Consider the following 26,101-nt stretch of genomic DNA (forward strand, 5'->3'; position numbering starts at 1 on the left):
CTTGCTCACTTAGCTGCATTAGCAACTCATTGTTCTGTTCCAGTGCTGCCAGTATTACCTGATCCTTGTTCGCCACCTGCTGAATCAGTGCTGTGTTCTGCTCCACCATCTGAGTGAGCAGTTGAAGTATTTCTTTGTTTCCGCAACTGCAATCTTTCTTTGAACAGTTCGAATTGTTGTTTGATCCACTCACGACGTTCCTCACATCCTTTACAGGCCATAACGACATCCATTAAAAAACCCTCCGAAGAGGGCCATATACTTAGCTACTAAAATCCCTACTTGATAAGGGAGGCAATGTAGTTTCGAAATAAGTTTTCTCCATTACAAACCATGCCTTTTTCTTTGCAGCTCCAACAATCCGATAAAATAATTCGAACTTCACTGGTTTTTGAGTGTTTGCTTTTATGCAGAATCTCAATGCTCTCAATCTTTAATGAGTGATCTTCTATAGGCGCAAAACATCCAAATACTGATAGGTTTTCAGCAAGTAATTTAAATTTGTCATTAGTTGGATTTAGATACATATTGCACCTCTGCAAAAGCAGCTTGATCACTTTAGCTTACCATGTACACAAAGCTATAATGCATTAAGTATATATTTAAGATCATCTGGACATGTGAGCTTCACACCATCCTTTAGACAAAAGATTTCGATATCATTTAAGAATTCTTTCATCTGCTTTGTTGTTGCTTCTGTAATACTGATTCTATTGGCAACAAACTGCCGCAAAGATTCATATTGACTTGCACCAGTCTTTTTGAGTTCCTTCATTGTTCTAAAGGTTTCTGGATACTCACCAACATTGTCACGGTTATAAATTACCGAAAGATATTTGTATTTAAAGAAAGATGAGGCCTCTTCTTTATCCAGACCTCTATAGTTCCCGTATTCAGTCATCCAGAGCCAATATAATCTTCGTTGTGCTGCTGAAAGACTTTCTTGCTTACAAGTAATAGTAACAACCAAAGGCCTCCCTTCACTCGCAGCCTTTGCATGGTTTGTATTGAGATAGCCAATTACATAGTTGATGTCAGAATGGTTTTTGATGACGAATCTAGGTTCCATTTTGACCTCTCAGAATTAAAAAAGCCCCATTGCAGAGGCGGCTGAAATCCAGCTATGTGGGAAACTACTCTTCTGTAGTTCTCTTGCCAGCTTCCAAAACTGGAATGTTCGCTTCTGTTGGAACATAAATAATTTGCTGAATTTTGCCATCACGTAAAGCATCGCCAAATGCACCAATAAACTCCTGCTTACGATACTCAGGAAATTCTTTAGCAGCCTTACCAATTGTTTGGATAGCTTCTGCTCGCAACTTAGCACTTTCAAGTTCAGCCTTAGCTGTTTGTACTTGAATCATTTTTGATTGTTCAGCTTCTGCTAACGCTGCTTGACCATTCATGCCTTGCTTCCACACCTTGTAGTGGGGCCAAGCGAATAGCACCAAGATGATAATGATTAAGATCAATGCTGCTGTTAGAACAATTGCAACAATGTCTGTAGAACCTTTTTGATTGAATTTCATATCCCACACCTTTCTTTATGCAATAAAAAAGAGCCTTTCGGCTCAGTTAAAATATTTCTTCATCTTTAAGATTAAGCATGCGCTCTGTTCTTTTTAACATCTTGTCGAACCATTCTTTTGATTCTACCCGTCCCATCCCTCGATACTGGTCAAACCATTGGTGACAGGTATGGCACAACGGAATAGTGTATTTGTCATCTGCTTTAATCCCCTTGCCTTTAACCATGTTCACTGAAATTAGAATGAGCCGCTTGTGAGTGAGGATAGCCGCATCTAACGCAAGGCAATTCTCTTATCGCTGCTAATCGCTTTGTATCACGCATGAAGATTACTTCTGATATTTCTTACTTGTTGCTTATGACGTTGAATCTTAGCATCAATGGCCAACATTTCTTTTTCAGTCATCAATCCACGCGAAAGGCTTTGAAGCTTTTCTATTTCATTGCATAGCGCGTTTAGATTCTTCTTCGCTTCGATTGTGTCCATAGACAATCCTTTTTTAAACTTAGATGAAGTGAGCTACTCCACAGCTTTGATATCCACTCTGGCAAGAGGCTATATCTATGCAGCACACTTCTCTAAATAAAAAGCCCCACCGAAGCAGGGCATAAAAGAAAACCTCCAGAAGGAGGTCTTTTGAGGATTATTTAATCCCTTTGTGTTTTAACAAAAGCTCTTGTTGCTCCTGTCTCAGTTTCTTCTCTCGATCAGAAACACTAGGTTCATATTTCTGCATATTTCGTTTTCTAGCTAATTCAGGATCAAACCTTCCATTAACGTAGTTCCCCATATCCTCTTCAGGATAGTCTTCAAAATAATCAGACCATTCTCCCATGACATTATTCTCTCTAGTTGTTTGAGATAAATATACCATAGACAACAAAAAAGCCCACCTTTCGATGAGCTTTAATGGCTTGGTCTCGGTATGAACCGTAATACGACCAGTATGGGAAAACAATATCTTAAATCCTTATAGCTGTCAATTGATTGTCTTGTTTAGTTTTCTGCGGTATTCACCCACATAAAAGTCGATCTCATCTTCCATGTCTTTCAGCATGATATTCACCATGGCACCGAGATAAGCATAATTCTTGCTGTATGTATCTGCCTTTATCTCATCAATACCACAGAACTTTAACTGGCCCTGCAATGTACGATCTTCTTTGATCTCTGGGCGCAATGAGAAATACACCTGCATACGGGCAATCTTCTTGCAGAACAGCTTTAAATCAAAGTGATGACGCTGGCGTTCTGTGATTTCTGCGTCATATAAAATCTGGCCAATATGCTCAACCAGAATCTTGAATGCTTGAGTAGTATCACGGGAATCACCCCAAACCAGCATTTCACAATATGCCTTTGTTGCTTGATCTTCAATTGATGCAATAGCACCACAACGCTCTTCCCACGTTGGAGCCTTGTCACCGGTCGACATTGTAGATGCTTCATAGTTTGCTGTCTTAGCTCTCATCTGCTGCCCAACCCATTCAAGATTTGATAATTTTTCTGTTACTACTGCCGCATTCATACCGTCACCTCAAATGTTTTCTAAATTTAGTATTGTTAAAGTTCCCCAGTGAACAGCACCTGTGTCGATGTAATAACAGTTGTCTCGCTTACATGGCTTTTGTGTCACTGTATGCCCCATGATCACGGCATCAACACCAGTGACATGAGTGTATTGTTTGTTATCTGAATCAAGACGTTCACGGCCCCACATTGCCAATTCAGATGGGTCGCGAAATGCTGTAGGTTTCTCATTAAACGAATGCTTAAACTCTTCCCAGTTGTTCTGCTCAATATGCCCATGAACAAAACCGAACTTTTTACCCTTATGGTTTACTTCTAAAACCACAGGAAGCTCAGCAAATACTTTTGCAATGTTGTACATCGCTTGCCCATCTAATTGATAAAACCACTCTCCACCATTCGCCACATGGCAGCGCTTGTATGATTCATTGTGCAGACCACCAATACATAAATCTTCGTGATTGCCACGAACTGATGTGAACCATGGCTTTCCAAGTAACTCTACGCATTGGATGTTTTGAGTTCCACGATCCACCAAGTCGCCAACTGCAACCAATAAGTCGTTTTCAAAGTCGAAACCAATTTCATTAAGTTGAGTCATGAGCAAGTTGTAACAGCCATGAATATCGCCAACTGCGAAAAGTTTTCCTTTGATCTCTTTATCCCAAACCTTTACTAGCATCACCTACCTCTCAACCGTTTAATAAGCTAATGGCCTGATCTACTGATTCAACTATGTAGACTCTGCCTCGCCATGACTCATGCCACTCAACCTGATCAGGAGTAAGCTTTCTTGCTGACTTCACTTTCTGACCATCTTTAATTTCTAATAACCAGTTCACACCACGGAAACCAACCAATAAATCTGGGCAACCCTTACCAGTTGAAGCAAGCGACTGAACACTTGCCCCAACTTGACGTAGTGCCTTTACGATCTCTGTTTGATTCGCATCGATCTTTGCTGCTCTACGCATGACCACCCTTGAGCGCTTGCTCTAACTCATCGACAATTTTCCCATCCAAAATGTCCAGCAAGTCGCCAAGATGACACTGGTCTACTTCGGCAACACCGCTGAAAATATTTTTCATGTAGTATTTAGCAGCATCCACCCGCTTTTGCAGCTCATCCACTTTCTCATATAGCTGTCTAGCCTCAGCTACTGCTGTGCCATTGGTTCTTGCATGAATAGCCTTTGTTAGGTCATTCCAGTTATCTAAAACAAGGTGCAGCTCTTGATTAAGCTCATCCACCTCGGTCTGTCGGTGTTGCCAAGCATTGGCATAAGCCTCCCACTTCTCATTAAAAGATTCTAAATTTGCCGCATCAAACCTTCTTGAGCCGTTGGCTACATATCTACCAAACTCACCAAGAGTTTCATCGAAATCAACATCTGAGCGATACAACCCTATCCAGTATCTATTTTTCTCAAATTCACTTCTCATCACTTCACCTGCTCAATTCTGTGACCTAATTTGATTTCTTCGGGGGTTGCTAATCTAATTTCATCAAAACCTAACCACATACCCCATGTTTGGTGTCTAACTTTCCGAACAATAGTTACCAAACCATCTTCAATTTTTTGAATTGAGTAAATGTGCGGTGACTTATTATCAAGCCTAATTGTCTTCTGACCGACCTTAAACATGCTCACCTCGATCCAATTTGTTCCACTTGGTTTTAGACTTAGCAACATTGTTGGTGACTACTTCAAATCCACAGTCTAAGCAACTCACAGCCGATTCTGATTCATTCCCATCTTCGCGACATTCATCACTGCCACATTTCGGGCATGGAAGAAGTTTTTGAAGATATTCTGCTTTTTTATATTTTTTGCTCATTGTTCCGCTCCCGAATAAATTGCCTCGTAGTCTGCGATGGCTTGTTGTAGTCGTTCTTTTAGTTCTGGGGCTGTAAACGGGGAAGCTGCGTAAGCTTTAGCTCTATCAAGTGTGTAATGCTCTTTTACTAGGAATACGCTCTCAACGAGGCGATTGATGTCTGCAATTGACACATAGCCATCTAAAATCCATCTTGGATCGCTTACTCGAACATACTCACCATTGAGCAAATGAGTAGCTCGTTCAGGCGCCCCCTCAACAACCTCTCTCGCCTTCTCCACCCCAAACTCACGAATAAACTGTTCTGGTTTCATAATGAGCACCCCAACGAGTCAACAAAGGCGTAAACTTCCTCTGCTGTCTTAAGTGAAAAAAGCTTATCTATGTTTTCAGTCGTTGCTTCATAGTTATTACCTCTACCACGACCATCCGCTATAAGAAATCCATCTCCAGCACAGTATGTAATGCCAATTTCCTGAGCACCCAATGAGCTAAAATGCTGTTCAACTTCTTTGAAGAAATCATTAACAGTAGCCTGCGCCTTATAAGCCCTAGCCAATCCTCTTAATGCATGAAGTGGTTTCATACCGCCTCCTTGTAACGTCTAGTCATGGTTTTAGCTACGTTTCCTTTGTGCAAACAATTAGCCACTGCCCAAGCATCAAGACATGTATCGCCTTTGAACTCTTCATCCATCATTGAAAGCCATTCTTCCTTAGCTCCTTTCCATCCTTTGGTCTTAAGCCCATGTCCTTTGTTCACATAGCAATCTGAATAACCATTGATGAACTCTGATAGCTTCATTGGTGTATCGATACGGAAGCCACGCTCTACAATTCCTTCCTCGCCTGAATCCTTCTTGATCTTTGCGAAGAAAGTCACGCCATAAGTTTGATGATTTGGAATAGTTCCAAATTGCAAAGCTGTAAGTAATGAACCTTGGTAAATCTTCATAAGCACTGGTAATGGCAATTGACCTGTCGTATCACCTGATTGCTTTTCGTATTGCTCTACGATCTCAACTGCATTGAACACGTTCCATGACAATTGGAAGTGCTGAGCTTTATTTTGTTTACGCTTTCTCATGCTGCCATCTCCTTTTTGCGCTTATTAGCTTCAGCCATGCAGTGGACACACTTATTGCATGTGACATAGCGAGTTGTTGTTTTGCACTTTTCGCACTCTCTTCCTGAGTAATAAGGCAGCCCTTTATCCATTGCTTCATTACGAGTTTTTAAGAGTGGATTCCCTTTTTGGCGTTTTTCAATTTCTTTTCTAGCTGTCATCAAACGGTTGTAAAGAGCCTTAGTACAAGTTTGAGTTTTATTGATTCTCCATAGGACAGAAGGTGCTGTACCTGCCTTTTCAGCCAACATTGCTTGACGGCCTACTTCATCTTCAACCCACTCACATAGCTCTTTAATTTCTTCTGTAGTTGCTTGAGCACGTTTAGGGCCTGACTTAGCTGAGGGGCCTTTCACAGTCGCCACACGCTTTAGTTCTACTTGAGGCTTATTCAAATGCTCTTTAAGCGGATGCTCTGTGCCATTCATCACAGCAAATTGAACTGCCTTAAGGACACATACGTCATAAGGTGGACGACCATTACGCTCCGCAACTACTGCAAGTTGTTCTCTGATTTCTGATAGAGTCATACTGCTTCTCCAAATAGGTCAGGCTGCATGTCTTTCTCGGTACCTGCTTGAGCAATGCGTTCTTTCGCTATTTCGAAGTACTTCTGCTCTTGCTCAATCCCAATAAATGAACGCCCTGTATTTACACAAGCAACACCTGTGGTACCGCTACCCATTGTGTTGTCTAATACTGTTTCGCCTTCATTTGTGTATGTGCGAATCAAGTACTCACAAAGAGCAACTGGTTTCTGTGTTGGATGAAAATTAGCTTTTTGCTTATCGCTGCTGAATATCTGAACTGAACGTGGGTACCGCTCTGTTGAGTCATAAGATTTGATATTTACTTGCTTGCCGTAATGCTCTGACCCAATGTCTTTACGCTTAGCTGTCTTACGCTCATGGCCAAAGGTTTTCATTGGATTAAACGTTGGTTTAACCTTGTAAAACACAAGGATGTTTTCGTGTGCACGTAATGGCTGGAAATGAGCATTAAAGAATCCAGTCGCTGCAGGTTTCTCCCAAATCCACTCATAACGGAATAACTTTAGGTTTGATGTTGCAAGTACTGCTGTAAAAGGCTGAGCTGCAAATAAAACAATTGCGCCATTCTCTTTAATCACACGCTCGTACTGTTCCCATAGAGGTTCAAACGGAATAACAGCATCCCAACTGCAGCAAGTGGTACCGTAAGGAAGATCACACAGGATCATATCCACGGTACCCGTATCAATTTCTTTCATGCGTTCGAGACAATCGCCTAACATAAGATTATGTTTCACGCCGCACCTCTCAACGCCATAGGCAACTTAAGACCATCGGCTTCAAGCATTTGTTTGAAGTCTTCTTTCTGGTCGAATGGATCAGGCCAATATTCAGTGTCGGGTTTGAGTTCAAGCTTTTTTAAATCGTCGGTCATCTTGTTGATTTCCTTGATTTCACCACGAATGGCTATTTGCGCTTGATTGAAGGCTTGCTTAAAACCCATTCCCTGTTTCATAAGTTGAGAAGTCATAAGTTGAATACGCTTTTCATCATCATTGAGTTCAAACTTATTGCCTTCTGGCTTGTCAGCTACTTTGAGCGCAATTTGCTTAGGCGCTTGATACCACTCTTGCTGCTTGCCAGACGCTTGAGCCTTCATGAGGTTTGCTGAGTAAACGCCTTTAAATTGGCTACGTGCCTCAGTCATTTGTCCCAATGTGATTAAGTGCTCTACTTGCTCAAGTGCGTATTTGGTTAGTGTTGTAATCTTTTGATTTCGATCTTTTGTGTACTCGCATGCTCTCGCCCATGCTTCATCCACAGACCACCACGAACCAGTGAGGCACATTGCTCTAAATTCAGCGATAGTGGGACAGAAACGGCTTGAGCTAAGCTGAGATAGCCCAAAGTGGAATTGTTGCTCTGTGATGCCAAATAGAGCGCCTATGATGATGGTCTCAATTTGAGCTGGACTAACATTGCCCATTTGATTCGCAAACAAGCCACCATGAATAACTCGCATGGTGTCTACTAGCTGCTCTGCTTGAGATTTACCAAAGAAGAACTCAGACATGTGTCACCCCCTGAATATCTACAAGGTTTGATTCATGTTGTTGTTCACGATTACGGTAATACTCAGCCCATGCTGCATCACGATCATTGCGAGCATTCGAGTAAGACTGAACTGCTTCTTTCGGTTTGAACAATCCAACCCAAGAGTTCTTAATTGAGTTTTCAAGAGCTTGGTTAGCAAGAACGCTGCTACCCATTTTTGTTAAATCACCAATTGCAAGCTCAACCGCTTTTTGAGTTGGTGCTTTTTTCATTCCATGACGCATCTCAATGTATGCAATCCAAAGTGAACGATCAACACCATTTGGTAGAGTTACAGCACATGCATCTTCCAAAGAAAACTTAGAACTTTTTTGTTTTGTTTTTTTATATATATTCTCTTGTGTAATCTCTTGTTTATTCTCTTGTAGAGATTGGCTCATTTTGACCCTATCCATTGGCTCATTTTGAGCTGATGGAATGGTGCAATTTGAGCTAATCGAATGGCTCATTTTGAGCTGATCAATAGAATCAAGAGCTTGAGTAATATTTTCCTCTACAATTGCCAAAATATCGTAGTCAATTGCATAGAAATTCACTTGGTTAGATTTAGCCTTATCAAAGCGCTCAATAAGGATTAATTTTTGCTCCTTAAGAGATTTAATTGTGCGCTTAAGAGTAGCCAAAGACATGTATTTGAGCTGAAGCAACCACTCTGGATAGGTGTTATATACCCACACACGATCATCACGTTTGAACTTAGATGCCCCAAGCCAATAGTGAAGTTGTTGTAGAAAGATTGCTTCATTCAAGCCAATTGCCATAGCGAGTGACGGCTGTACTTGCAATGGCGATTCATTTATCAGGAGTTTAGACATTTCGTCCTCCTGATCCTTGAGAACAGATTTCGCCATGCTTCACCTGTCTTGATTGCTGTGTTATATTTGGTGTTGCATTCATTCGATTAAGCTCCTATGAATGTGTCAGCCCTAGTTATTTGCCGTAACTGGGGCTTTTTTGTTGTTGATTGAAATGCCATTTAACGTACACAAACGAATGATTCCTGCGCCTGTGCTGTATTTCGTTTCCTGAGTCTTCCCAGTCTTCAAGTAGTGGATTGTTGGTTGAGTAGCCTCAACTGCATCTGCAATGCTCTCTTCCGTATAACCGCACTCAATAAGTTGTTTAATTAGTTCGGCCCAGTTAGGTTTATCCATGACCAGATCCCAAGTTTCATAAGATTTCTTATAATATATAACTTGACTTATAAAAGATCAATAAATTATTTTATAAAGAATGTTGGTAGATTATAAGGGTGTTTATATTTCGATGGGCTTATTCATGGTTGGCTTAACAGTAGGAGATCGCGTCCGTCAGTGCAGGAAGTTAAAGCGGTGGTCTCAAGAAAAATTGGCGAAGGAAGCGCAATTAACACAAGCTACTATTTCACATGTTGAGAACAACATTAGTGATCAGTCAAAATACTTGCCACAAATAGCTAAAGCTTTAAATGTATCGAGTGAATACCTTCTAAGCGGCCAAGAATACATAGATAAACAAAAAGGAACGTTCGATGACTTTGTAATCATTGGGGGTGACAAAGCTGGTGAAGTTCCTTCTAAGGAGGAATATGTATTGATCCCAAAGTTTGATGTGGCTGGGTCTTGTGGCTCTGGCTCTATCATTGACCATGTGGATGTTAAAGGCGGTTTGGTATTTAGCGAAGATTGGATACTATCTCAAAGACTTAATAAAGATAAATTAGTAGTTATTCATGCAATTGGGGACAGTATGTACCCTACTATTGAAGACGGGCAAGTTCTTCTGGTTGATACTTCTGATGTGTCACCAAGAAATTCAAAGATTTACTTTATGTGTATTGATAATGAGTATTATATTAAACGCTTGGTTAATATGCTTACTCACTGGGTAATCCGCTCTGACAATCCAGATAAAAATGACCACCCTGATATTGAGATAAGCCAAGAGACTATGAATAACCTTCAAATTGAAGGTCGTGTGGTTTGGAAAGGCGGCCTGCTATAACCCATCTCATAAAATAAAGCACCTTCGGGTGCTTTTTTATTATCTGAATTATGGAATTATAAATTTATTTATATTTTTATAAGATTCCTTATTGACCATAATTATAATCTATCTTATATTTATCTCATCAACAAACAAAAACCGCCATAGGGGTCGAAGTCTAGGCGGTTTGCATCTAATGCGGAGATAAGTATGAATCAAAGAATTGAAAAGTACAAGTTTAGCCAAGCCTTTAGGGATGGCTCAAAAGCTTTCGCAGCTTTCTGGGTAATGACCTTCTTCATTGTTGCCTTCTTACGTGGATGTGCTGACGAACAAGCAGCAAACGAACTCAAAGCAAAACAGAACATGTATGTGCGTGTTCAGGTTGAGGGGTGAAGTGATGAGTGGTTTTAACAAAATCGATCCAATTCGAGTGAGCCTACCAAGAGCCTGTGAGCTACTTGATGTAACACGTGAAACTCTACGTCACACTATTAGAAAAGACCCCACGTTTCCAAAGCCAATAAAAATGGGTACCACAAAGCAAGCCCCAGTTTTCTTTGATTATAAGGAGCTCGTTGATTGGCATAACAGCAAGAAGGTTGAACAAGACAAGGAGCCCTCTCATGGATAACTACAAAATCAAAGTTAAAGATGAAGCTGAGAGCAAAGAGGCTCAGGAGTTGTTTTTTGAGTTGGGTTATGTTTGGTCTGACACAAAATGCCAGACCCCAATGAAATTTACAACTTCTTGTATCTACTCAGGGTTTGAAGATGGCGAACTATGTCGTGATTATTATGATGAAAATCCTAATCACCAAGAACTCACCCTCCCTCAACTTCGAGACCTTGTTGTATTGAAGCGTAATGATGTGAAGGATGCGAATTACAGAAGTAAAAAAGTGTCTGATGGACTCTACTTTAAAAGCAGTGATGGGATTTATTACTTCATGTTTGAAGGTAAATGGGTTGGATCAGAAATTAATACAGATGAAGGATTAGAACCCATTACCCAAGACCCAGCCTTGATTAGCGGTGCGGATGCACACCAAGCCCTATTAGCTGGTGAAAATGTTCAGTACTCAGGTTACGGAGCACAAGATTGGGACACAGCGCTTAACTGCAATATTGGGGTTTTCCTTAACCACGAAAAGTTCCCTGATTTTAGTTTCAGAATAGTTCCTCGCACAATTAAGGTTAATTCAGAATTACCTAAACCAAATAAGGAAACTCGACAAAATACAGAAGTTTTTGCAGTCACTTACGAGTTCAAATCTCGCGAAGAACGCAATGCATTTGCTGACAAGCTGAGAGGTACTAACTCATGAATATGTTAGCCAATATCTCGTTTGATGCTGCGGTATTCACAAGCCTTGAAGTAATGAATGTAGGTGTCGAGGATGGCGTAGTTCAGTTCTCTTTATCAGTTCATAACGCTGAGCACATCTACATCGTTGCAAGTGTCAAAGGAATTGAGAAAATCGACACTTTCGAATATGGCGAAGGCTTGGACTATCAAGACTGGAAAGATGTGGATTACACCATGATGACAGTTGCTTCTTCTAGCCGCCCACATGTCGATGAATACAACTATGTTGACGCAGTCGAAGGCATGCCCTTTGCCCTGACTTCTATTCAGATTCTTAAGTTGAATGAGTATCTAGAAGAACTGGCAAGAGAAGAAAAAATCAATGAGTTGAGAGGTGGGTGATGGAGTGGATTAGTGTTGAAGAAGGCTTGCCTCAATGTAAGCACGAATGCACACAAACAGGAATGGAAATTTCAAACACCGTAGTTGTCTCTGATTCAAATAGTCATCCATCAATAGGTTTTGGACATATTTAAGATGATGGGAATTGGGTTGTTTATGAAGGTGAATACGATTTTATGATGCCTACCCATGTAACCCACTGGATGCCACTACCAGAACCACCAAAGAATTAGGAGAAGATTATGAATGCGCCGGTACAAAACATGAACCCTTTTGCGGTTGCTGCTCCTCAATCGCAGGCAATGTCTACAGTTCAATCTGATAGTCAACGTGCAATTGCAGAGGTTCAAGCCGCTTTAGTTATTGCAAAGCAGTTTCCGAGAAATATGAATGAAGCTTATGACCGCATTATGAATGCGTGTCAGCGCCCTAACCTTGCTCAATCTTCAGTTTATTCATATGCAAAAGGTGGTACATCAATTGTTGGTCCATCAATTCGATTAGCAGAGGCATTAGCCCAAAACTGGGGGAATATTCAATTCGGTATTCGTGAATTATCTGCAGAAAACGGAGAATCTACAGTTGAAGCATTTGCTTGGGATGTTGAGACAAACACCCGTCAAACAAAAGTATTTCAAGTAAAGCATTGGAGACACACTAAACAAGGCGGGTATAAATTAACAGATCCACGTGACATCTATGAACTTGTAGCCAACAATGGTGCTCGTCGTCTTCGTGCCTGCATCCTTGGTGTTATTCCAGGAGACGTAATTGATGCTGCTGTTGCTCAATGTGAGGCAACCATTCAAGCACATGCCGACACTTCGCCAGAAGGAGTGCAAAAGCTTCTCAAGTCATTTGAAAAACATGGAGTGACTAAAGAAGCTATTGAAAAGCGAATTCAATGTCGTATTGAGGCTATTTCCCCTGCTCAAGTTGTTTCTCTTATCAAAATCGGAACAAGCATTAAAGATGGCATGAGTCAGCCCGCAGACTGGTTTGATATTAAGGTTGATATAACTGTTGAGAAGCAAAAGCCTACTGTATCAAGTGACGACTTTATAAAGTTAGTTGAGCAGCTTAAATCTGATGCCATCACAAAAGAATATGTTCTTGGTGGTTATGCGCTTACTGAAGCTCAAAAAAGTGAGGTAGATGCGCTATGAAACTATTCAGATGCTCTAGTCTTCATAAGTTAATGGGTGATGCTCAAAGCATTGCCCAAGAGTTTAGAAATGAAGAAATCGAATCTTTAATCAAAAAGAAAAAACGCTCTGAAGCTGAGAATGCAACGATTGAGCAATTAAAAAATAAGACTTTGTCTGATACAGCAAAGTCAGAAATCAGATCAATTGTTAAAGAAGATTTGACCACATTCAAGTCTTTCAAAGGCAACCAGTACACAGTTAAAGGCAATCTACTCGAAGATATTGCGATTGATTTGTCTGGGAAGGTTCGCTTCCGCCAATTCCACAAACATAGCGGTCGACTTGAAAATGATTTGATTACTGGCGAGTGCGACATTCTTGATCTGAATAACAAGTTGATCATCGACACTAAATGCACATGGGATATTGGCACTCACCCATTCTTTAAAGATGAAGCGGAAGAAAAGGCAAAGAAAGCAGGTTATGACTGGCAGATGCAAGGCTACATGTGGCTTTACGACTGTGAAATTGCAGAGGTTGATTTCTGGCTATTTCCTTGCCCAATTGAACTTACAAAAGATTGGGATGACCGAGAGCAGCTAATTGATTTAGTTGAACGTATCGATCTTAGAGAGCGCTTAACCACTGTCACCTACAAACGTGACGAAGCCATGATCCAAAAGATCAAAGACAAAATTCCACATGCTCAAGAGTACTACTCAAAGTTATATCAAGAGCGTATTAAGGCGAAGGTGGCAGCATGAACGACTTAGAAATCAATGGGTATAAGATTTTTGAAAATCACGATGAAGCTGTGTACGTAGCTAAATCCAAAGAAGATGTTTATGACTATTTTGTAGAAAACTATGGCTCTACCGAAGAGTGCCAAGATGAGACAAAAGAGCAGTTCATAGAGAACCTGATTGAAATTGAGCTTGATAGTAAATGCACCCAGCATAAACGAGAGTGGATTAGTGACGATACAGGTGAGAGATCAGAATCATCTTATTACGATGAATATAAAAAGGTTGCTTCTAAAGACGAAGGAACTGAAGTAATTGCATATTTGGTTTGGTGAGGTGGCAGCATGACAGATTTGAATAAGGAAAGAGAGCTAGAAGCTCAAATTGAAAGTTTCAAGAAAGAAGCTATGGAGCTTTGGTTTGTACCTAACTTAGCTGACACATACAAAAATAAGGACTTATTTAGCTGTTCAATTATGGATGGCGAAGTCTTCTTCATGCGTGAACAGGCTCGACAATTATGGAGCTTTTGGAATAAAGCCAAAGCTCAGGCGGTGCCAGAACACATCGTAACCCTTCAAAGAAATGGCGAAGTTTTTAAGTTCGATTTGTTGGATTTACTACGTAGATCACTTAAGAGTTCAAAGGTGTTGAAGACGCGTGAAAACTGGTCACATGTATCTAAGATGGTCGGGATTGGCTCTACAACATCAACGCTCTTATGTAAAGAAATGAATGTAGATCCAGACGGAACAATATTTGTAGAAAGCGAATCGGGAGCTGAGGGATGAGTGGACAAATTTTAGATCCTTGCTGCGGCTCAAAGATGATGTGGTTTGACCGTAACAATCCAAACGTAGTCTATGGGGATATCAGAAAAGAAGAACACACTTTATGTGATGGTCGTTCTTTAGTGATTGAGCCAGACGTGATGATGGACTTCCGCGACATGCCTTTCAATGATGGCCAATTTACTTTAGTTGTGTTTGACCCACCTCACCTAGTGAAAGCTGGTAAACAAAGTTGGTTGGCTGCCAAGTATGGGAAGTTGTCAGAAGATTGGCGCGAAGATATTCGCAAAGGCTTTGCAGAGTGCTTTCGTGTGCTGGCCAATGGCGGAGTTTTAATTTTCAAATGGAATGAAACACAGATCAAAGTTAGTGAACTTTTAGAATTAACTGATCAAAAACCATTGTTTGGCCACATCAGCGGAAAACGTAGCAATACACATTGGATTACTTTTATGAAAGCGGAAAGTAAGGAGGGGTGAATGGAGATTGATCGTAGAGTACGTGCAAAAGAATTTATGATGTTAATGTCTATTGGCCGAACTAAATTCTATCGCATGATTAAGACAGGTGAAATTCCACAACCAATCAAGGTTAGTGAGAAAGAAGTTTTTTGGCACGAATCAAGTGTTAAGAAAGTAGTCGAAAAACACAAAGATAATTCTGATATGATAGCCTGCTAATTGCAGGCTTTCTTTTAAGTCGAGTGCGTTTAAAAACGGGTAACTAAACGGGTAACACTCTAGCCATTTAGAATTTAATTGATCATTTTCAAAAGGTTAAGATGAACAAGATAGTTGTAAAGAAACATAATGGCGGAACAATCGCACAAAATAAACGTGCCCGTCATGATTATTTTATCGAAGAAAAATTTGAAGCGGGCATGTCACTTCAAGGTTGGGAAGTAAAATCCTTACGTGCTGGGCGCATGACTTTGACGGAAAGTTATGTCATTTTCAAGAATGGCGAAGCATTTTTACTTGGCTCACAAATTCAGCCTTTATTATCGGCTTCGACCCATGTGGTACCTGAAGCAACACGTACCCGTAAGTTATTGCTCTCCCGCCGTCAGCTTGAACACCTGATGGGTGCAGTTAACCAAAAAGGTTACTCGTGTGTTCCTTTGGCGTGTTACTGGAAAGGTCACTTGGTTAAACTTGAAATTGCACTTGTGAAAGGTAAACAACTTCACGACAAACGTGCAACTGAAAAAGACCGTGACTGGCAACGTGATAAAGCTCGTATATTTCATAAGTAATAAAAAAACCTTTAAAGTTAACTTTAAAGGTTTTTTTATGTCACTTTGAATTTAGCAGAATTTTAAATTGCCATAACAGTTTGGCGCAAAAGATTGATTTTTAAGTTGTAAATCTTTCAAAGGGAAATTCACAATCGTATTGGGTAATTTAACCTCACCAACTGCTAAGTCTTCACCAAACAAACAATTTAAAAGATTACATCTCACTGGATTTTCGGTTAAATAACCACTAATTGGACCTACCACCTGCTTTAAAACATCATTAGTTATCTCAATTTGTTTACTTGGCGTAACATTGCCAATATCAATTTCATCATCAAAAGCCATCCACCAGCCACGTTCTGCTGCTGCATCTGCACCTGGCCAAAATATTTGTTGGCCTTGCAAAGAAAGCGAGAAAGGATTGTTTAATTCAATTTTATGAATGAATCCTAAGTTTTGATCAACTGTGAGCGCCGCTCTTAATCCGGTAATGCTGCCCGTTACATTTTTTTGTAAATTTAATAGACCAAGTGCTGCATTAATAGAAGCTTTCAGATCTCCAGAGAAGTTAAGCTGATCGATATTTGCTACTCCGTTCAGCATGACATTATTCATTCGTGAACCAGAAATCACTTGCCCGTTGATCACAATAGGTGCAGTGGTCTGTTGTAATTGCAAATTATAATCAGACGAGTTAAATCCTAAAGGAATACAAATCCCGATACATGCATTAACAGTCCCATCAATGGTCTTGCCTGTATCTTGATAAGACATATTACGGGCAGCGGTATAAGCTAAACCAGTGGTATCTTTAATTTTCATGTAACCACTTAAGCTATTAATTCCATTTGGTGTTTCCGAATTTTCAAGCCCCATAGTCAGCAGTCCCATAACCTTTTCAGCACTTAAACGAAAACCTTTAATTTCTCTTAAGGCTGCGCTGTCTGGATTTTTAATTGCAAATTCAATAAAGGGATTACTAAAAACAGCAGAAGAAGAAGCTCGCCCATCACTGGTATCACTTAAGCCACTTAAACTTAAGTTATCAATATCAATATCACACCCACCTAAACCGTTTACTCCCCCACATCCTAATTGCAACTTATTAACATTGGCATTTAATTCAAGATTTGCCTCTAAACCCAATTTATAAAAGCCAATATTTTGCTGGTTCATTGAAGCATCAGCTTGTTTTGGGTCGGTATAGGTAAATGAAAATAATGCCTGAGCTTCAACTTTAGAAAGTTCTGAATCACTGAGTGGAACAAGATTTGCAGATTCTAAATTGGCGTAGCTTAAGGTAGCCCAACTTAGACAAAGAGCTGTTAAAAAAATTTTCATGATTATTCCATTTTTTTATTTATTAAGTTTTGGACATCATTGTCCAAATAAACCATTTGGTAAAAAATAATAAAAAAAGAATAAAAAAAATACAACATTTTTGTAATTAGATTAAAAATTAAATATTTATCTATATAAAATCAAATACTTATTTTAACTTATGCGATAAAGTAATCCAGCAATATATTCACCAAACCACTTAGCTGTATCTAAGTCACCTTGTGGAGGAGTGATCTCAACAGGAGCATTGTCTGACTGGGTCATTAAGCCTAAACAACTCGATAATCGGTTTAAATCTTTTTCACTATGCCCTGTGGTCATTAAAGGTAAACCTGACCACAACATGCCATGTTGCATGGCAAAAATATTTAATTGTTGTAATACCGCTAGTTTATCGCCACTCAATCCACCCGAATTTGCAAAGCCAGCCGCAAGCTTGCCTTGCCATAAGCGCTCTTTCCAACGCTTAGAAGTACTGTCCATAAACTTTTTAAAGTCGGCAGTCATACTTCCCATATAGGTAGGAGATCCGAAAATAATGCCTTGTGATGCATCAAGCGCATCCCAATCAATATGCTCAATATTCATTAGATGTACTTTTACCCCCATCACCTCTGCACCAGCAGCAATAGCGAAAGCTACCTTGGCGGTATGACCATATGGACTGTGGTAAACAATAGAGAGATGTTTTTCAGGCAAAGACATAAGATTAAAATTTTGAGCGATTTTTTCTATTTTATCATTTTATTAGCGCTTGCTAAACCTACATCTATAAATATGAAATACAAGCGTTTCAATACGGTTCACAATCGTAATATCTTCAAACTCAATAAAAACTCTCTTATTCTGTTTAATTAAGACAAAATAAGAGAGTAAATTTACTTATGTTTATAAAGCTTATATAAAAACAAAGGTAGCCATACGTCCAGTCTTCGCATCACGGCGATAAGAAAAATAATCATCACTCTGTTGATAAGAACATTGATCTCCACCTAAAACCTGTTTCACACCTAGACTCTGCAAAATAAAACGCGCAATTGCATATAAATCTGCATGAAATTTATTGGGAGCTGCCCCCTCAACAAAAGCTGTTTCTAACTCTGGATATTTATCACAAAAAGCAGCCTTTACTTCGGCTCCAATTTCAAAACAAGGCTGGCTAATCGCAGCCCCTAACCATGCCCAAGTTGGAGGGTTCTGCATAGCGGCAACTGTATTTTCAATAATGCCGCCAGCTAAACCGCGCCAACCCGCATGCAAGTTTGCGACTTCCGTACCTTCGGCATTTCCTAACACGACAGGTAAACAATCAGCGGTCATCATCATTAAAGCATGACCTTTGGTTTGAGTGACCAAACCATCACCAATTAAAGCCTTAAAAGGAATTTGTTCATTTACTGTATGGCAAATCGTACTATGTGTTTGAGTCATCCATGTCATTTTTTTAACACCGAACTTCGCAAACTCATCTAGCAATATCATGCGATGTTGCTGAACACGTTGTGCCTCATCGTTGACATGTAAAGCCAGATTAAAGCCAGACAACTCAAGTTGATCCGTTGGTAATGCCAAAGGATGTTGAACACGTGTCTGCCCTACAAATACACCTTGAGGTAATCCTTGAACAAATTCCATATACGCGTCCTTAATATGCAGCGTTTTCTGAACGTAACACATTCACTAAATGTGTAAAATCTTCAGGCCACGGCGCTTCAAATAGCATTTCTTCACCAGTACGAGGATGTTTTAAGCCCAATTTAGCTGCATGCAATGCTTGGCGTTTAAAACCACGTAAAGTGTCAATGAGTAATTCAGATGCCCCTGCTGGTACACGTACACGATTCATATAAATCTGATCGCCAATCAGTCCATAACCGATATAACTAAAATGCACACGAATCTGATGAGTTCGACCTGTTTCAAGACGAGCTTGTACACGTGTAAAATCTCTAAAGCGTTCTTTTACATTGTAATGGGTCACAGCATCGCGCCCACCCGGTAAAATCGCCATTTTCACGCGGTCAACCGGATGACGTTTGATAGGTTCATCAATAGTACCGCCAGCAATAATATTTCCATAAACAACTAAGTCGTATACACGGTAAACCGATTTATTTGCCAACTGTTTACTTAAAGAAAATTGTGCCTCAAGGCTCTTAGCAACGACTAACAAACCGCTGGTATCTTTATCAATACGATGTACTAAACCAGCACGAGAAAGTTCCGACAATTTTGGGAAGTGGTAAAGCAAGGCATTCACTAAAGTTCCAGAACTATTGCCAGCCCCTGGATGTACCACCATGCCGACAGGTTTATTGATGACTAAAATGTCGTCATCTTCATAGACAATATTAAGTGGAATATTTTCAGGTTGGCTCGTGGTTTGAGCTTCGAGCTCAACTTCGAGTGTAAGCAGTTCTGTCCCTTCACAACGGTGCTTTGGCTTGACAATGTTACCATTCACCAACAGATGGCCATCCTTCAACCATTGTTTAAGCTTTTCACGTGAAAACTCATTCCACACCAAGGCTGCTACCTGATCGATACGTTGTCCCAGATAGCTTTCATCTAGCTGAACTTGCAACGATAAACGTGTTGCAGTTGTATCAGAAGTATGGTTATCTGCATCCTCAGAATCTTCAAGTAAATTGAAGTCGGTTTCAGATAAGTTTGTGTTTGAAGATTGTGCTGAAGTCATTTGATCATTGAGATAAAAGTGGTTTAATAGCGCAATTGTAGCTCATTGCCCAACATAACAGAGGAGTTTTTATGTCGCTACCACGTTATAAAATTACGATGCTTGCCTTATCTTTAGGTTTAGCGTCTGCATTTGTGGGCTGTAGCAGCAATCCAAGTAAAAAAGAAGTGGTCGATAGTGGCCCACAATCTAGTGAACAAGCTTACTTCGAAAAGGCCCAAAAGTCGCTTGACCGTGGTCAATATCTTGATGCGACCAAGTCTTTAGAAGCAATCGATACTTATTATCCGACTGGACAATACGCACAACAAGCACAACTTGAACTTCTCTATTCGAAATTTAAGCAAAAAGATTATGAAGGCGCGATTGCCTTAGCGGAACGTTTTATTCGTTTAAATCCTCAGCATCCAAATGTAGATTATGCTTATTATGTTCGTGCTGTAGCGAATATGGAGCAAAACTACGATAGTTTGATGCGTTATACGTCTTTGCAACAATCTCATCGTGATGTGAGCTATTTAAAAGTTGCTTATCAAAATTTTGTTGATTTAATTCGTCGTTTCCCAAGTAGCCAATATTCTGTTGATGCCGCTCAGCGCATGAAATTTATTGGACAAGAACTTGCTGAAAATGAAATGACTGCTGCGCGTTTTAACGTTAAACGTAAAGCTTGGATCGCAGCTGCCGAACGTTCGCAATGGGTAATTGAACACTATCCACAAACTCCTCAAGTTCCAGAAGCTTTAGCAACTTTGGCATATAGCTATGACAAATTAGGCGATAAAGCGACTTCACAACAATATATTGAAGTTTTAAAACTCAATTATCCTAACCTTGTGAAAAAAGATGGTACGGTTAACATGCGCGCTGCCCGTAAAGAAGGCAACTGGATTAACCGTGCGACCCTAGGTATTTTTGGCCGTGAATCTACTGCCGCAACACCAGAAAGCACAAGTGAATCAGAAGCTCCAAAACGTGGCTTCCTTAATCGTGTTAGCTTCGGTTTAATTGGCAATTCAGATAAAGAAGAAACTGCTGAGCCAGAGCAAACACAAGTTGAAGCACCAAAATCAGAACGTAGCTGGACAAACCGTTTAAGCTTTGGTTTATTAGACAAACCTGAGCCACAAGCAGCAGAAAATACAACTGTTGCTCCTGCTGTTACCTCTACAGATACATCAACTGATTCTCAATCAGATGATGCGAAACAAGGTGCAGATGACGCTGCTCAATAAGTTTAAGCTTTAAAAAACATCAACAAACAGGCAAGTGATATCACTTGCCTGTTTGTTTTTATAAAATATTAAAATATTTATTGGATAGATCTTGCCTCATCATGTCAGAATATTCTGAATCACTCTCTCATCAGTTTTAATACGGTTATCTGAATTATGGCAATTCCACAACATACGATTGATCAAATTTTAGATCGCACAGATATTGTCGATCTGATTGGTCAGCGTGTGAAACTGAAAAAGACGGGACGTACATATTCCGGCTGTTGCCCTTTTCATCAAGAAAAATCTCCATCGTTCCACGTCTATCGAGACAAGCAGTATTATCACTGCTTTGGCTGTCAGGCCAACGGTAACGCGATCCGTTTTCTGATGGACATTGATAACCGAAACTTTATAGATGTAATGAAAGAGTTATCGAGTAGCGCTGGAGTTGAACTACCCAAAGATAATACCGAAAACAAAAAACTGTCTTATACCCGTCAGGTTACGAAGCCGCCAGTTGCTAAAGCAAATACGGCGGAGCCCGTGGTTCCTCAGCAACCAATAGATGACAGCTACAACTCGCTTGAACCAGTATTTTTTGATGACCCTTTTGCCCAATTTGAACAGCCTTTCAACTTTGAGGAACCTGTTCAAGAAGGTAATTTATATGACTTACTGGAAAATATTGCACAGTTCTATGAACACCAATTACCTAACAGTCAAAAAGCAAAAAACTACTTTAAACAACGTGGCTTAACTAATCAGACGATTCAATTTTGGCGCTTAGGCTATGCACCAGAAGATTGGCAACACCTAGAGAAAGCTTTTCCTTATGACATTGATGGTTTAAAGCAACTTGGGCTTATCCGTTCAAGCGATAATGGTCGTGATTTTGACTTATTACGTGACCGTGTGATTTTTCCGATTCGAGACCCGAAAGGCCGCGTCGTTGGTTTTGGTGGACGTGCCTTAAATGATGAGATTAAGCCCAAATACATTAACTCGCCTGACTCAGAGGTCTTCCATAAAAATCAGCTACTTTACGGGCTTTATGAAGGTAGAAAACTTAAGTCTAACGACTGGTTAATGGTTGAAGGCTACATGGATGTCATTGCACTTCAGCAATATGGCATTACAGGAGCTGTTGCAACTTTAGGAACAGCAAGTAATACAGAACATCTTAATATTTTATTTAAACAAAATAGCCGTATTACCATTGCTTTTGACGGCGATGCTGCGGGTCAAAAAGCAGCACGCAGAACGTTAGAAATTGCTTTACCACTTCTCAATGATGGTCGTGAACTCAAATTTTTCGTACTACCGAATGACCATGACCCCGATTCTCTGATCCGTCGTGAAGGGCTTGAAAATTTCCAAAAACTACTACAACAGTCCCCTCTTTTGTCTGATTTTGTCTTTGCCCATTTAACAGGTCAACACGACATTAGTACCCCTGAAGGCAAAAGCTTGGTCATGGGAGAACTCCGAGAACTGACTGAACTATTACCCAAACAGGGTTCGTTCCGTTATTTACTCAATCAATCTTTCCGTGAAAAACTCGGACTGGGTAAACGTTTTACACCACAAATCAGCCATGATGCCTCGCTCTCATTTAACATTCATACTAAAGATGAAGACTTTGCGATCGCAATTTTGATGCACCACCCTTTTCTTTATATTCATTTTGAAGGGCTACGTGCTTATATTCATCAAGATGAATTATTAGCAAAAGTACTGGCAATTTTAAATCGTATTTTTGATGACTTACCGGATGACCAAGAGCTGGCAACATATTATGTATTGGGTGCTTGTAGCAGCTATTGCCATGAAATTGCCGATATTATGCAAAGAACCAATATTCAGGCATTAACTCAAGCACCTGAAGTGGCCGACAAGTTAGCCCAAGAATATGCTTTAGGCCTAAAAGAAAGATATTTACGTCAGAAACTTAAATCACCAATTTCTCTAATTGAATCAAGAAATTTAAGACAACAGCTTAATGAATTAACCAAACAAATTAGTTTAAGACTCTTGTCTTAATGTTTTGACTTACGCTCATGATCAAACACATCCTGTAAATGCTGTTGTAACCATTCAAAATAATCAGGACTTTCTGCCTTGGCAGCTTCGCGCAGCAAAATAGATGTTGGATGCATAAGCTTTTGCGTCAAACGATGCGCGAATTGCTGCAATACCTGCTCAGCATTCTCACCGTGATGCAAAGCCTCTAATGCATGCGTCAGCTCTTGTTGGCTCACTTCTTCACTATGTTGGCGATAAGCATGAATTGTGCTGCCCGCCTCTTTAACTTTTTGATGAGTAATAAGCTGGGTAGCTAATTGATTCACCATCACTTCCGCTTCAACAGCCGCCTGACGACGTTGAGCGAGGTTTTCCTCAATCACACTTTGTAAATCATCAACACCATACAAATAGACGCCATCAAGCGCTTCAACTTTAGGATCTATATCACGCGGCACAGCCAAATCAACCATTAACATTTGTTGATAGCGACGTTTCTTTAATGCGGCCTTAACATCAGGATAAGCAATAACTTGATATAAACTACCAGTACAACTCGACACCACATCAGCACGATACAAGTTTTCAGCCAATGCTGAAAAATCAATAATTTCAACTTCAACCTGATGTGAAATCTCTTGAGCCAATTGGTCAGCACGCTCACGGCTACGATTACAAATAATAATTTTGGCGACGCCCATTTCAGCCAAATGTTTAGCAACCAAGCTATTCATTTCACCCGCAGCAACAACCATCACAGTAAGTTTTTCGGGCTTACTAAAAACCTGTAAAGCTAATTGTGCAACTGCATACCCCATCGAAACGGCATGGCTGCCCACCGCAGTTTCGGAACGTACACGTTTAGCTGCATAAAAAGCATATTCGAAAACACTGTTTAATTCAGGAGAGACCGCTTGGGCTTCTTTAGACAATGCCAAAGCACTTTTAACCTGCCCTAAAATTTGCGGCTCACCTAGCATGAGAGAGTCTAAGCCGCTCGCTACTCGCATTAAATGTGTAATTGCCTGCGTGTTCTCGTAACGATAAACATGATGAATTAAATGCTTTACATCAATATTATTGGCATCAGCTAACCATTTCAGAAGGCTTTCGGCATTTTCCGCCATGGCATAAACTTCTGTACGGTTACACGTCGAAACGACCACCAAATCCTTTAAGCTTTGGTGATGGTTTTGTTCGGCAAGCAAACGACTTAATCGCTCTGCATTGAAAGCAATTTGTTCGCGGAGTTCGACAGAAGCTGTTTGATGGTTGACACCCAATGCAAAGAAAGACATATCAGATCATCATTTCGCTAAATTTATGCTATTGTGCAACATCGGTGTCATAAAAAGCATTACTTTGGATCAATAAAAATTGCGTCAAATGAATAGCCGTATTAATTTTAACGGTGCTTCGATAAGACAGTATTCTACCACATTCTTATTGTTAGGTAGCATGTCCTCGCATGTCTATGCACGCCCTGTGCAAGAGACCTATGCCGTGCATTCATTTGATCAGGCATTAGAGCAAACTATGGTCGCTGAATTTGCTCTGGCTTATGATGACATTCCTAACGCTTTGCACAATTACACAGTACTCGCAATTAAAAGTAACTCTACTTCAATTAAACAGCGAGCTTTAGATGTTGCGCTTGAATATAATGATTTTCAAGCCGCTTTAAACATTGCTACACATTGGGTAGCCCAAGAACCCAAAGATGTACCTGCTTTATTCTATTTATCACATATTGCTTTAAAAACACATGAATACCAGCTTGCCGCTGAAACATTAGATAAAATTTTAAAAATAGATCCGACTGCCGATTTAGAACAAATTTTAGCGAGTATTGCCCCAGAAAATGCTCAAGATCGAGAAATATTATTAACAGCTTTACGTTCTAGTGCAGAAAAAAACAACCCTTCTATTTTAGCGCTCATCGCCAATTTAGAAGCCCAAAATGGTCAATTAGAATCCGCTCTAACCAACATTAACAAGGCACTACGCCGACGTCCTAAAGTGACGAGCTTTATTTTAATGAAAGCAAACCTACTCATTGCTCTTAGCGATCAAGAAGGCGCGCTTAAATGGTATGCAAAGTCCAGCCGTAAATATAAGAAAAATTTAGACATTCGTTTAGCTGAAATCCGTTATCTTATACAACTTAATCAATCTCAACTGGCTTTAGAAAAGCTTGAAAACGTTATAGAGGCTAATCCCAAAGCTGAAGAAGCATTGTTTATTGCAGGCTTAACCAGCATTGATTTAAAACAATATGACAAAGCAGAACAATATCTTGTTGACCTACGAAACTCTGCAAAATACCAAAATGAGGCTTATTACTACTTAGCAATTAATGCAGAACGCAAACAACACTATGAATCAGCAAAAGCTTACTATCGCTTAGTTGATGGCAGTTTATACGTTGTTTCAAGACGTAATCTGATTGCGATTTATGATAAGCAGGATAATTTACACGATGCTTTACGGTTCCTCACTCAAGAACGCGTAAATTACCCTCAACATGCAAGTTTCTTATATCAAGCTCAAGCTGAAATTTTAAAGAAAATGGGCAATAAAAAAGCTGCCTTAAATTTATTAGATGAAGCGATAAAGAATTTACCGGATGATCCGGAACTCATTTACGCAGAAGTTTTATTACTGGATCCATATACTGACCGCGATAAACTCGACAAAACATTAAAGCAATTATTACAACTTGAACCTAATAGCCCCACTTATCTAAATGCATATGCCTATACACTAGCCTTACAAAACCGTAGGTTGAAAGAAGCACGTCAATATGCAGAACAAGCCTTAGAATATGCGCCAGAACAGGCCTCAATTCTAGATACGCTTGGCTATATTGCATTTTTACAGAATGATTATGAAGGTGCAGCCGAAGCTTTAGGCAAAGCTTATGAGCTCAGCCATAATGTAAATATTGGCGTTCGTTATGCTAAAGCCCTGTATATGCAAGGATCATTAACTCAATTTAGCGCTGTGTTACAACAACTGAAACAAAAACATGCCAATGATCCACAATTACAACAGCTTGATGCGTTAATTTTACCTACATCTGCAAAAAAGAGTTAAA

Annotated in this window: 39 protein-coding genes and 2 pseudogenes; 17 read left to right on the plus strand and 24 right to left on the minus strand. The window is 39.9% G+C overall.

Features of this window, described 5'->3' with window-relative positions:
- Positions 1–26 precede the first annotated feature (26 nt).
- From RMB13_RS07110 to RMB13_RS07200, 19 genes and pseudogenes are all read right to left on the minus strand, one after another.
- Complete coding sequence (locus RMB13_RS07110; RefSeq protein WP_311084806.1) at positions 27–233, minus strand: hypothetical protein; 207 nt, start codon at positions 231–233, stop codon at positions 27–29.
- Positions 234–580: 347 nt separating this feature from the next.
- Positions 581–1,069 (minus strand): hypothetical protein, encoded by a 489-nt coding sequence (locus RMB13_RS07115; RefSeq protein ID WP_311084807.1) that lies wholly within the window; start codon positions 1,067–1,069, stop codon positions 581–583.
- A 64-nt stretch (positions 1,070–1,133) separates the two neighbouring features.
- On the minus strand, positions 1,134–1,529 hold the full coding sequence (locus RMB13_RS07120; RefSeq protein ID WP_311084808.1) for a hypothetical protein: 396 nt from the start codon (positions 1,527–1,529) through the stop codon (positions 1,134–1,136).
- A gap of 46 nt (positions 1,530–1,575) precedes the next feature.
- A pseudogene (locus RMB13_RS07125) lies at positions 1,576–1,852 on the minus strand (hypothetical protein).
- On the minus strand, positions 1,845–2,015 hold the full coding sequence (locus tag RMB13_RS07130) for a hypothetical protein (protein ID WP_202741498.1): 171 nt from the start codon (positions 2,013–2,015) through the stop codon (positions 1,845–1,847). Before RMB13_RS07130 ends, RMB13_RS07125 begins: the two are co-directional and overlap by 8 nt.
- A 157-nt stretch (positions 2,016–2,172) precedes the next feature.
- Positions 2,173–2,403, minus strand: coding sequence for a hypothetical protein (locus RMB13_RS07135; RefSeq protein WP_311084878.1), 231 nt, complete (start codon positions 2,401–2,403; stop codon positions 2,173–2,175).
- Positions 2,404–2,508: 105 nt separating this feature from the next.
- On the minus strand, positions 2,509–3,057 hold the full coding sequence (locus tag RMB13_RS07140; RefSeq protein WP_311084809.1) for a hypothetical protein: 549 nt from the start codon (positions 3,055–3,057) through the stop codon (positions 2,509–2,511).
- A gap of 9 nt (positions 3,058–3,066) precedes the next feature.
- Positions 3,067–3,744, minus strand: a complete 678-nt coding sequence (locus RMB13_RS07145; protein ID WP_311084810.1) for a metallophosphoesterase — start codon at positions 3,742–3,744, stop codon at positions 3,067–3,069.
- A 7-nt stretch (positions 3,745–3,751) separates the two neighbouring features.
- On the minus strand, positions 3,752–4,033 hold the full coding sequence (locus tag RMB13_RS07150) for a hypothetical protein (protein WP_311084811.1): 282 nt from the start codon (positions 4,031–4,033) through the stop codon (positions 3,752–3,754).
- A complete protein-coding gene (locus tag RMB13_RS07155) occupies positions 4,026–4,502 on the minus strand; it encodes a hypothetical protein (RefSeq protein ID WP_311084812.1) in 477 nt (158 codons plus the stop codon). Before RMB13_RS07155 ends, RMB13_RS07150 begins: the two co-directional genes overlap by 8 nt.
- 195 nt (positions 4,503–4,697) lie before the next feature.
- Positions 4,698–4,898, minus strand: coding sequence for a Lar family restriction alleviation protein (locus tag RMB13_RS07160; protein ID WP_311084813.1), 201 nt, complete (start codon positions 4,896–4,898; stop codon positions 4,698–4,700).
- A complete protein-coding gene (locus RMB13_RS07165; RefSeq protein WP_311084879.1) occupies positions 4,895–5,212 on the minus strand; it encodes a hypothetical protein in 318 nt (105 codons plus the stop codon). Before RMB13_RS07165 ends, RMB13_RS07160 begins: the two co-directional genes overlap by 4 nt.
- Positions 5,209–5,484, minus strand: coding sequence for a hypothetical protein (locus RMB13_RS07170; RefSeq protein ID WP_311084814.1), 276 nt, complete (start codon positions 5,482–5,484; stop codon positions 5,209–5,211). The genes RMB13_RS07165 and RMB13_RS07170 overlap by 4 nt, the downstream gene beginning before the upstream one ends.
- Positions 5,481–5,984: a hypothetical protein gene (locus RMB13_RS07175; protein ID WP_311084815.1), complete on the minus strand. Its 504-nt coding sequence runs from the start codon at positions 5,982–5,984 to the stop codon at positions 5,481–5,483. Before RMB13_RS07175 ends, RMB13_RS07170 begins: the two co-directional genes overlap by 4 nt.
- Positions 5,981–6,553, minus strand: a complete 573-nt coding sequence (locus RMB13_RS07180; protein WP_311084816.1) for a hypothetical protein — start codon at positions 6,551–6,553, stop codon at positions 5,981–5,983. The genes RMB13_RS07175 and RMB13_RS07180 overlap by 4 nt, the downstream gene beginning before the upstream one ends.
- On the minus strand, positions 6,550–7,296 hold the full coding sequence (locus RMB13_RS07185; RefSeq protein ID WP_311084880.1) for a site-specific DNA-methyltransferase: 747 nt from the start codon (positions 7,294–7,296) through the stop codon (positions 6,550–6,552). The genes RMB13_RS07180 and RMB13_RS07185 overlap by 4 nt, the downstream gene beginning before the upstream one ends.
- 11 nt (positions 7,297–7,307) lie before the next feature.
- Positions 7,308–8,087, minus strand: a complete 780-nt coding sequence (locus tag RMB13_RS07190; protein ID WP_311084817.1) for a hypothetical protein — start codon at positions 8,085–8,087, stop codon at positions 7,308–7,310.
- Entirely contained in the window at positions 8,080–8,943 is an 864-nt protein-coding gene (locus RMB13_RS07195) for a hypothetical protein (protein ID WP_311084818.1), read from the minus strand. Before RMB13_RS07195 ends, RMB13_RS07190 begins: the two co-directional genes overlap by 8 nt.
- Positions 8,944–9,054: 111 nt before the next feature.
- Positions 9,055–9,282 carry a hypothetical protein gene (locus tag RMB13_RS07200; protein WP_311084819.1) on the minus strand — a complete coding sequence of 76 codons (228 nt, stop codon included), beginning with the start codon at positions 9,280–9,282 and terminating at the stop codon, positions 9,055–9,057.
- Positions 9,283–9,406: 124 nt separating this feature from the next.
- On the opposite strand from RMB13_RS07200, the gene RMB13_RS07205 reads away from it, so the two are divergent.
- From RMB13_RS07205 to smpB, 14 genes and pseudogenes are all read left to right on the plus strand, one after another.
- Positions 9,407–10,111 carry a S24 family peptidase gene (locus RMB13_RS07205; RefSeq protein ID WP_311084820.1) on the plus strand — a complete coding sequence of 235 codons (705 nt, stop codon included), beginning with the start codon at positions 9,407–9,409 and terminating at the stop codon, positions 10,109–10,111.
- A 192-nt stretch (positions 10,112–10,303) separates the two neighbouring features.
- The gene (locus RMB13_RS07210; RefSeq protein ID WP_311084821.1) at positions 10,304–10,489 is read left to right on the plus strand and encodes a hypothetical protein; all 186 of its coding nucleotides are present in this window, start codon (positions 10,304–10,306) and stop codon (positions 10,487–10,489) included.
- 4 nt (positions 10,490–10,493) lie between these two features.
- Complete coding sequence (locus RMB13_RS07215) at positions 10,494–10,727, plus strand: transcriptional regulator (RefSeq protein WP_311084822.1); 234 nt, start codon at positions 10,494–10,496, stop codon at positions 10,725–10,727.
- The gene (locus RMB13_RS07220; RefSeq protein WP_311084823.1) at positions 10,720–11,421 is read left to right on the plus strand and encodes a hypothetical protein; all 702 of its coding nucleotides are present in this window, start codon (positions 10,720–10,722) and stop codon (positions 11,419–11,421) included. Before RMB13_RS07215 ends, RMB13_RS07220 begins: the two co-directional genes overlap by 8 nt.
- On the plus strand, positions 11,418–11,804 hold the full coding sequence (locus RMB13_RS07225; protein ID WP_311084824.1) for a hypothetical protein: 387 nt from the start codon (positions 11,418–11,420) through the stop codon (positions 11,802–11,804). The genes RMB13_RS07220 and RMB13_RS07225 overlap by 4 nt, the downstream gene beginning before the upstream one ends.
- Positions 11,804–11,938, plus strand: a complete 135-nt coding sequence (locus tag RMB13_RS07230) for a hypothetical protein (RefSeq protein WP_311084825.1) — start codon at positions 11,804–11,806, stop codon at positions 11,936–11,938. Before RMB13_RS07225 ends, RMB13_RS07230 begins: the two co-directional genes overlap by 1 nt.
- Positions 11,939–11,956: 18 nt before the next feature.
- A pseudogene (locus tag RMB13_RS07235) lies at positions 11,957–12,037 on the plus strand (DUF551 domain-containing protein); the annotation flags it as partial.
- Positions 12,038–12,046: 9 nt separating this feature from the next.
- A complete protein-coding gene (locus tag RMB13_RS07240) occupies positions 12,047–12,970 on the plus strand; it encodes a hypothetical protein (protein ID WP_311084826.1) in 924 nt (307 codons plus the stop codon).
- Positions 12,967–13,716 carry a hypothetical protein gene (locus RMB13_RS07245; RefSeq protein WP_311084827.1) on the plus strand — a complete coding sequence of 250 codons (750 nt, stop codon included), beginning with the start codon at positions 12,967–12,969 and terminating at the stop codon, positions 13,714–13,716. Before RMB13_RS07240 ends, RMB13_RS07245 begins: the two co-directional genes overlap by 4 nt.
- A complete protein-coding gene (locus RMB13_RS07250) occupies positions 13,713–14,030 on the plus strand; it encodes a hypothetical protein (RefSeq protein WP_264748028.1) in 318 nt (105 codons plus the stop codon). The genes RMB13_RS07245 and RMB13_RS07250 overlap by 4 nt, the downstream gene beginning before the upstream one ends.
- Before the next feature lie 9 nt (positions 14,031–14,039).
- Complete coding sequence (locus RMB13_RS07255) at positions 14,040–14,486, plus strand: hypothetical protein (protein WP_311084828.1); 447 nt, start codon at positions 14,040–14,042, stop codon at positions 14,484–14,486.
- Positions 14,483–14,965 (plus strand): methyltransferase domain-containing protein, encoded by a 483-nt coding sequence (locus tag RMB13_RS07260; protein WP_311084829.1) that lies wholly within the window; start codon positions 14,483–14,485, stop codon positions 14,963–14,965. The genes RMB13_RS07255 and RMB13_RS07260 overlap by 4 nt, the downstream gene beginning before the upstream one ends.
- Positions 14,966–15,166 carry an AlpA family phage regulatory protein gene (locus RMB13_RS07265; protein ID WP_311084830.1) on the plus strand — a complete coding sequence of 67 codons (201 nt, stop codon included), beginning with the start codon at positions 14,966–14,968 and terminating at the stop codon, positions 15,164–15,166.
- Between the two features lie 101 nt (positions 15,167–15,267).
- The gene (gene smpB / locus RMB13_RS07270; protein ID WP_049066894.1) at positions 15,268–15,741 is read left to right on the plus strand and encodes an SsrA-binding protein SmpB; all 474 of its coding nucleotides are present in this window, start codon (positions 15,268–15,270) and stop codon (positions 15,739–15,741) included.
- A 51-nt stretch (positions 15,742–15,792) separates the two neighbouring features.
- Here the strand turns inward: smpB and RMB13_RS07275 are convergent, their stop codons facing one another.
- The 4 genes from RMB13_RS07275 to rluD all read right to left on the minus strand — a co-directional run bounded on the left by RMB13_RS07275 (position 15,793) and on the right by rluD (position 19,762).
- Complete coding sequence (locus RMB13_RS07275) at positions 15,793–17,064, minus strand: hypothetical protein (protein ID WP_311084831.1); 1,272 nt, start codon at positions 17,062–17,064, stop codon at positions 15,793–15,795.
- 153 nt (positions 17,065–17,217) lie between these two features.
- The gene (locus RMB13_RS07280) at positions 17,218–17,769 is read right to left on the minus strand and encodes a flavodoxin family protein (RefSeq protein WP_017392275.1); all 552 of its coding nucleotides are present in this window, start codon (positions 17,767–17,769) and stop codon (positions 17,218–17,220) included.
- A 192-nt stretch (positions 17,770–17,961) separates the two neighbouring features.
- A complete protein-coding gene (gene pgeF, locus RMB13_RS07285; RefSeq protein WP_311084832.1) occupies positions 17,962–18,699 on the minus strand; it encodes a peptidoglycan editing factor PgeF in 738 nt (245 codons plus the stop codon).
- A 10-nt stretch (positions 18,700–18,709) separates the two neighbouring features.
- Complete coding sequence (gene rluD, locus RMB13_RS07290) at positions 18,710–19,762, minus strand: 23S rRNA pseudouridine(1911/1915/1917) synthase RluD (protein ID WP_005042691.1); 1,053 nt, start codon at positions 19,760–19,762, stop codon at positions 18,710–18,712.
- Between the two features lie 71 nt (positions 19,763–19,833).
- Between rluD and RMB13_RS07295 the strand changes: the two genes are divergently transcribed.
- Complete coding sequence (locus RMB13_RS07295; RefSeq protein ID WP_017392277.1) at positions 19,834–20,997, plus strand: outer membrane protein assembly factor BamD; 1,164 nt, start codon at positions 19,834–19,836, stop codon at positions 20,995–20,997.
- Positions 20,998–21,153: 156 nt separating this feature from the next.
- Positions 21,154–23,022, plus strand: a complete 1,869-nt coding sequence (locus tag RMB13_RS07300) for a DNA primase (protein WP_005042696.1) — start codon at positions 21,154–21,156, stop codon at positions 23,020–23,022.
- Here the strand turns inward: RMB13_RS07300 and hemA are convergent.
- A complete protein-coding gene (gene hemA / locus RMB13_RS07305; protein ID WP_311084833.1) occupies positions 23,019–24,302 on the minus strand; it encodes a glutamyl-tRNA reductase in 1,284 nt (427 codons plus the stop codon). The genes RMB13_RS07300 and hemA overlap by 4 nt on opposite strands.
- An 88-nt stretch (positions 24,303–24,390) precedes the next feature.
- Here hemA and RMB13_RS07310 point away from each other — a divergent pair, with 88 nt between their 5' ends.
- Complete coding sequence (locus RMB13_RS07310) at positions 24,391–26,100, plus strand: tetratricopeptide repeat protein (protein WP_017392279.1); 1,710 nt, start codon at positions 24,391–24,393, stop codon at positions 26,098–26,100.
- Position 26,101: the final 1 nt, after the last annotated feature.

Origin of the sequence: Acinetobacter sp. V102_4 (assembly GCF_031799005.1) — a bacterium.
Taxonomy (GTDB): Bacteria; Pseudomonadota; Gammaproteobacteria; order Pseudomonadales; family Moraxellaceae; genus Acinetobacter; species Acinetobacter calcoaceticus.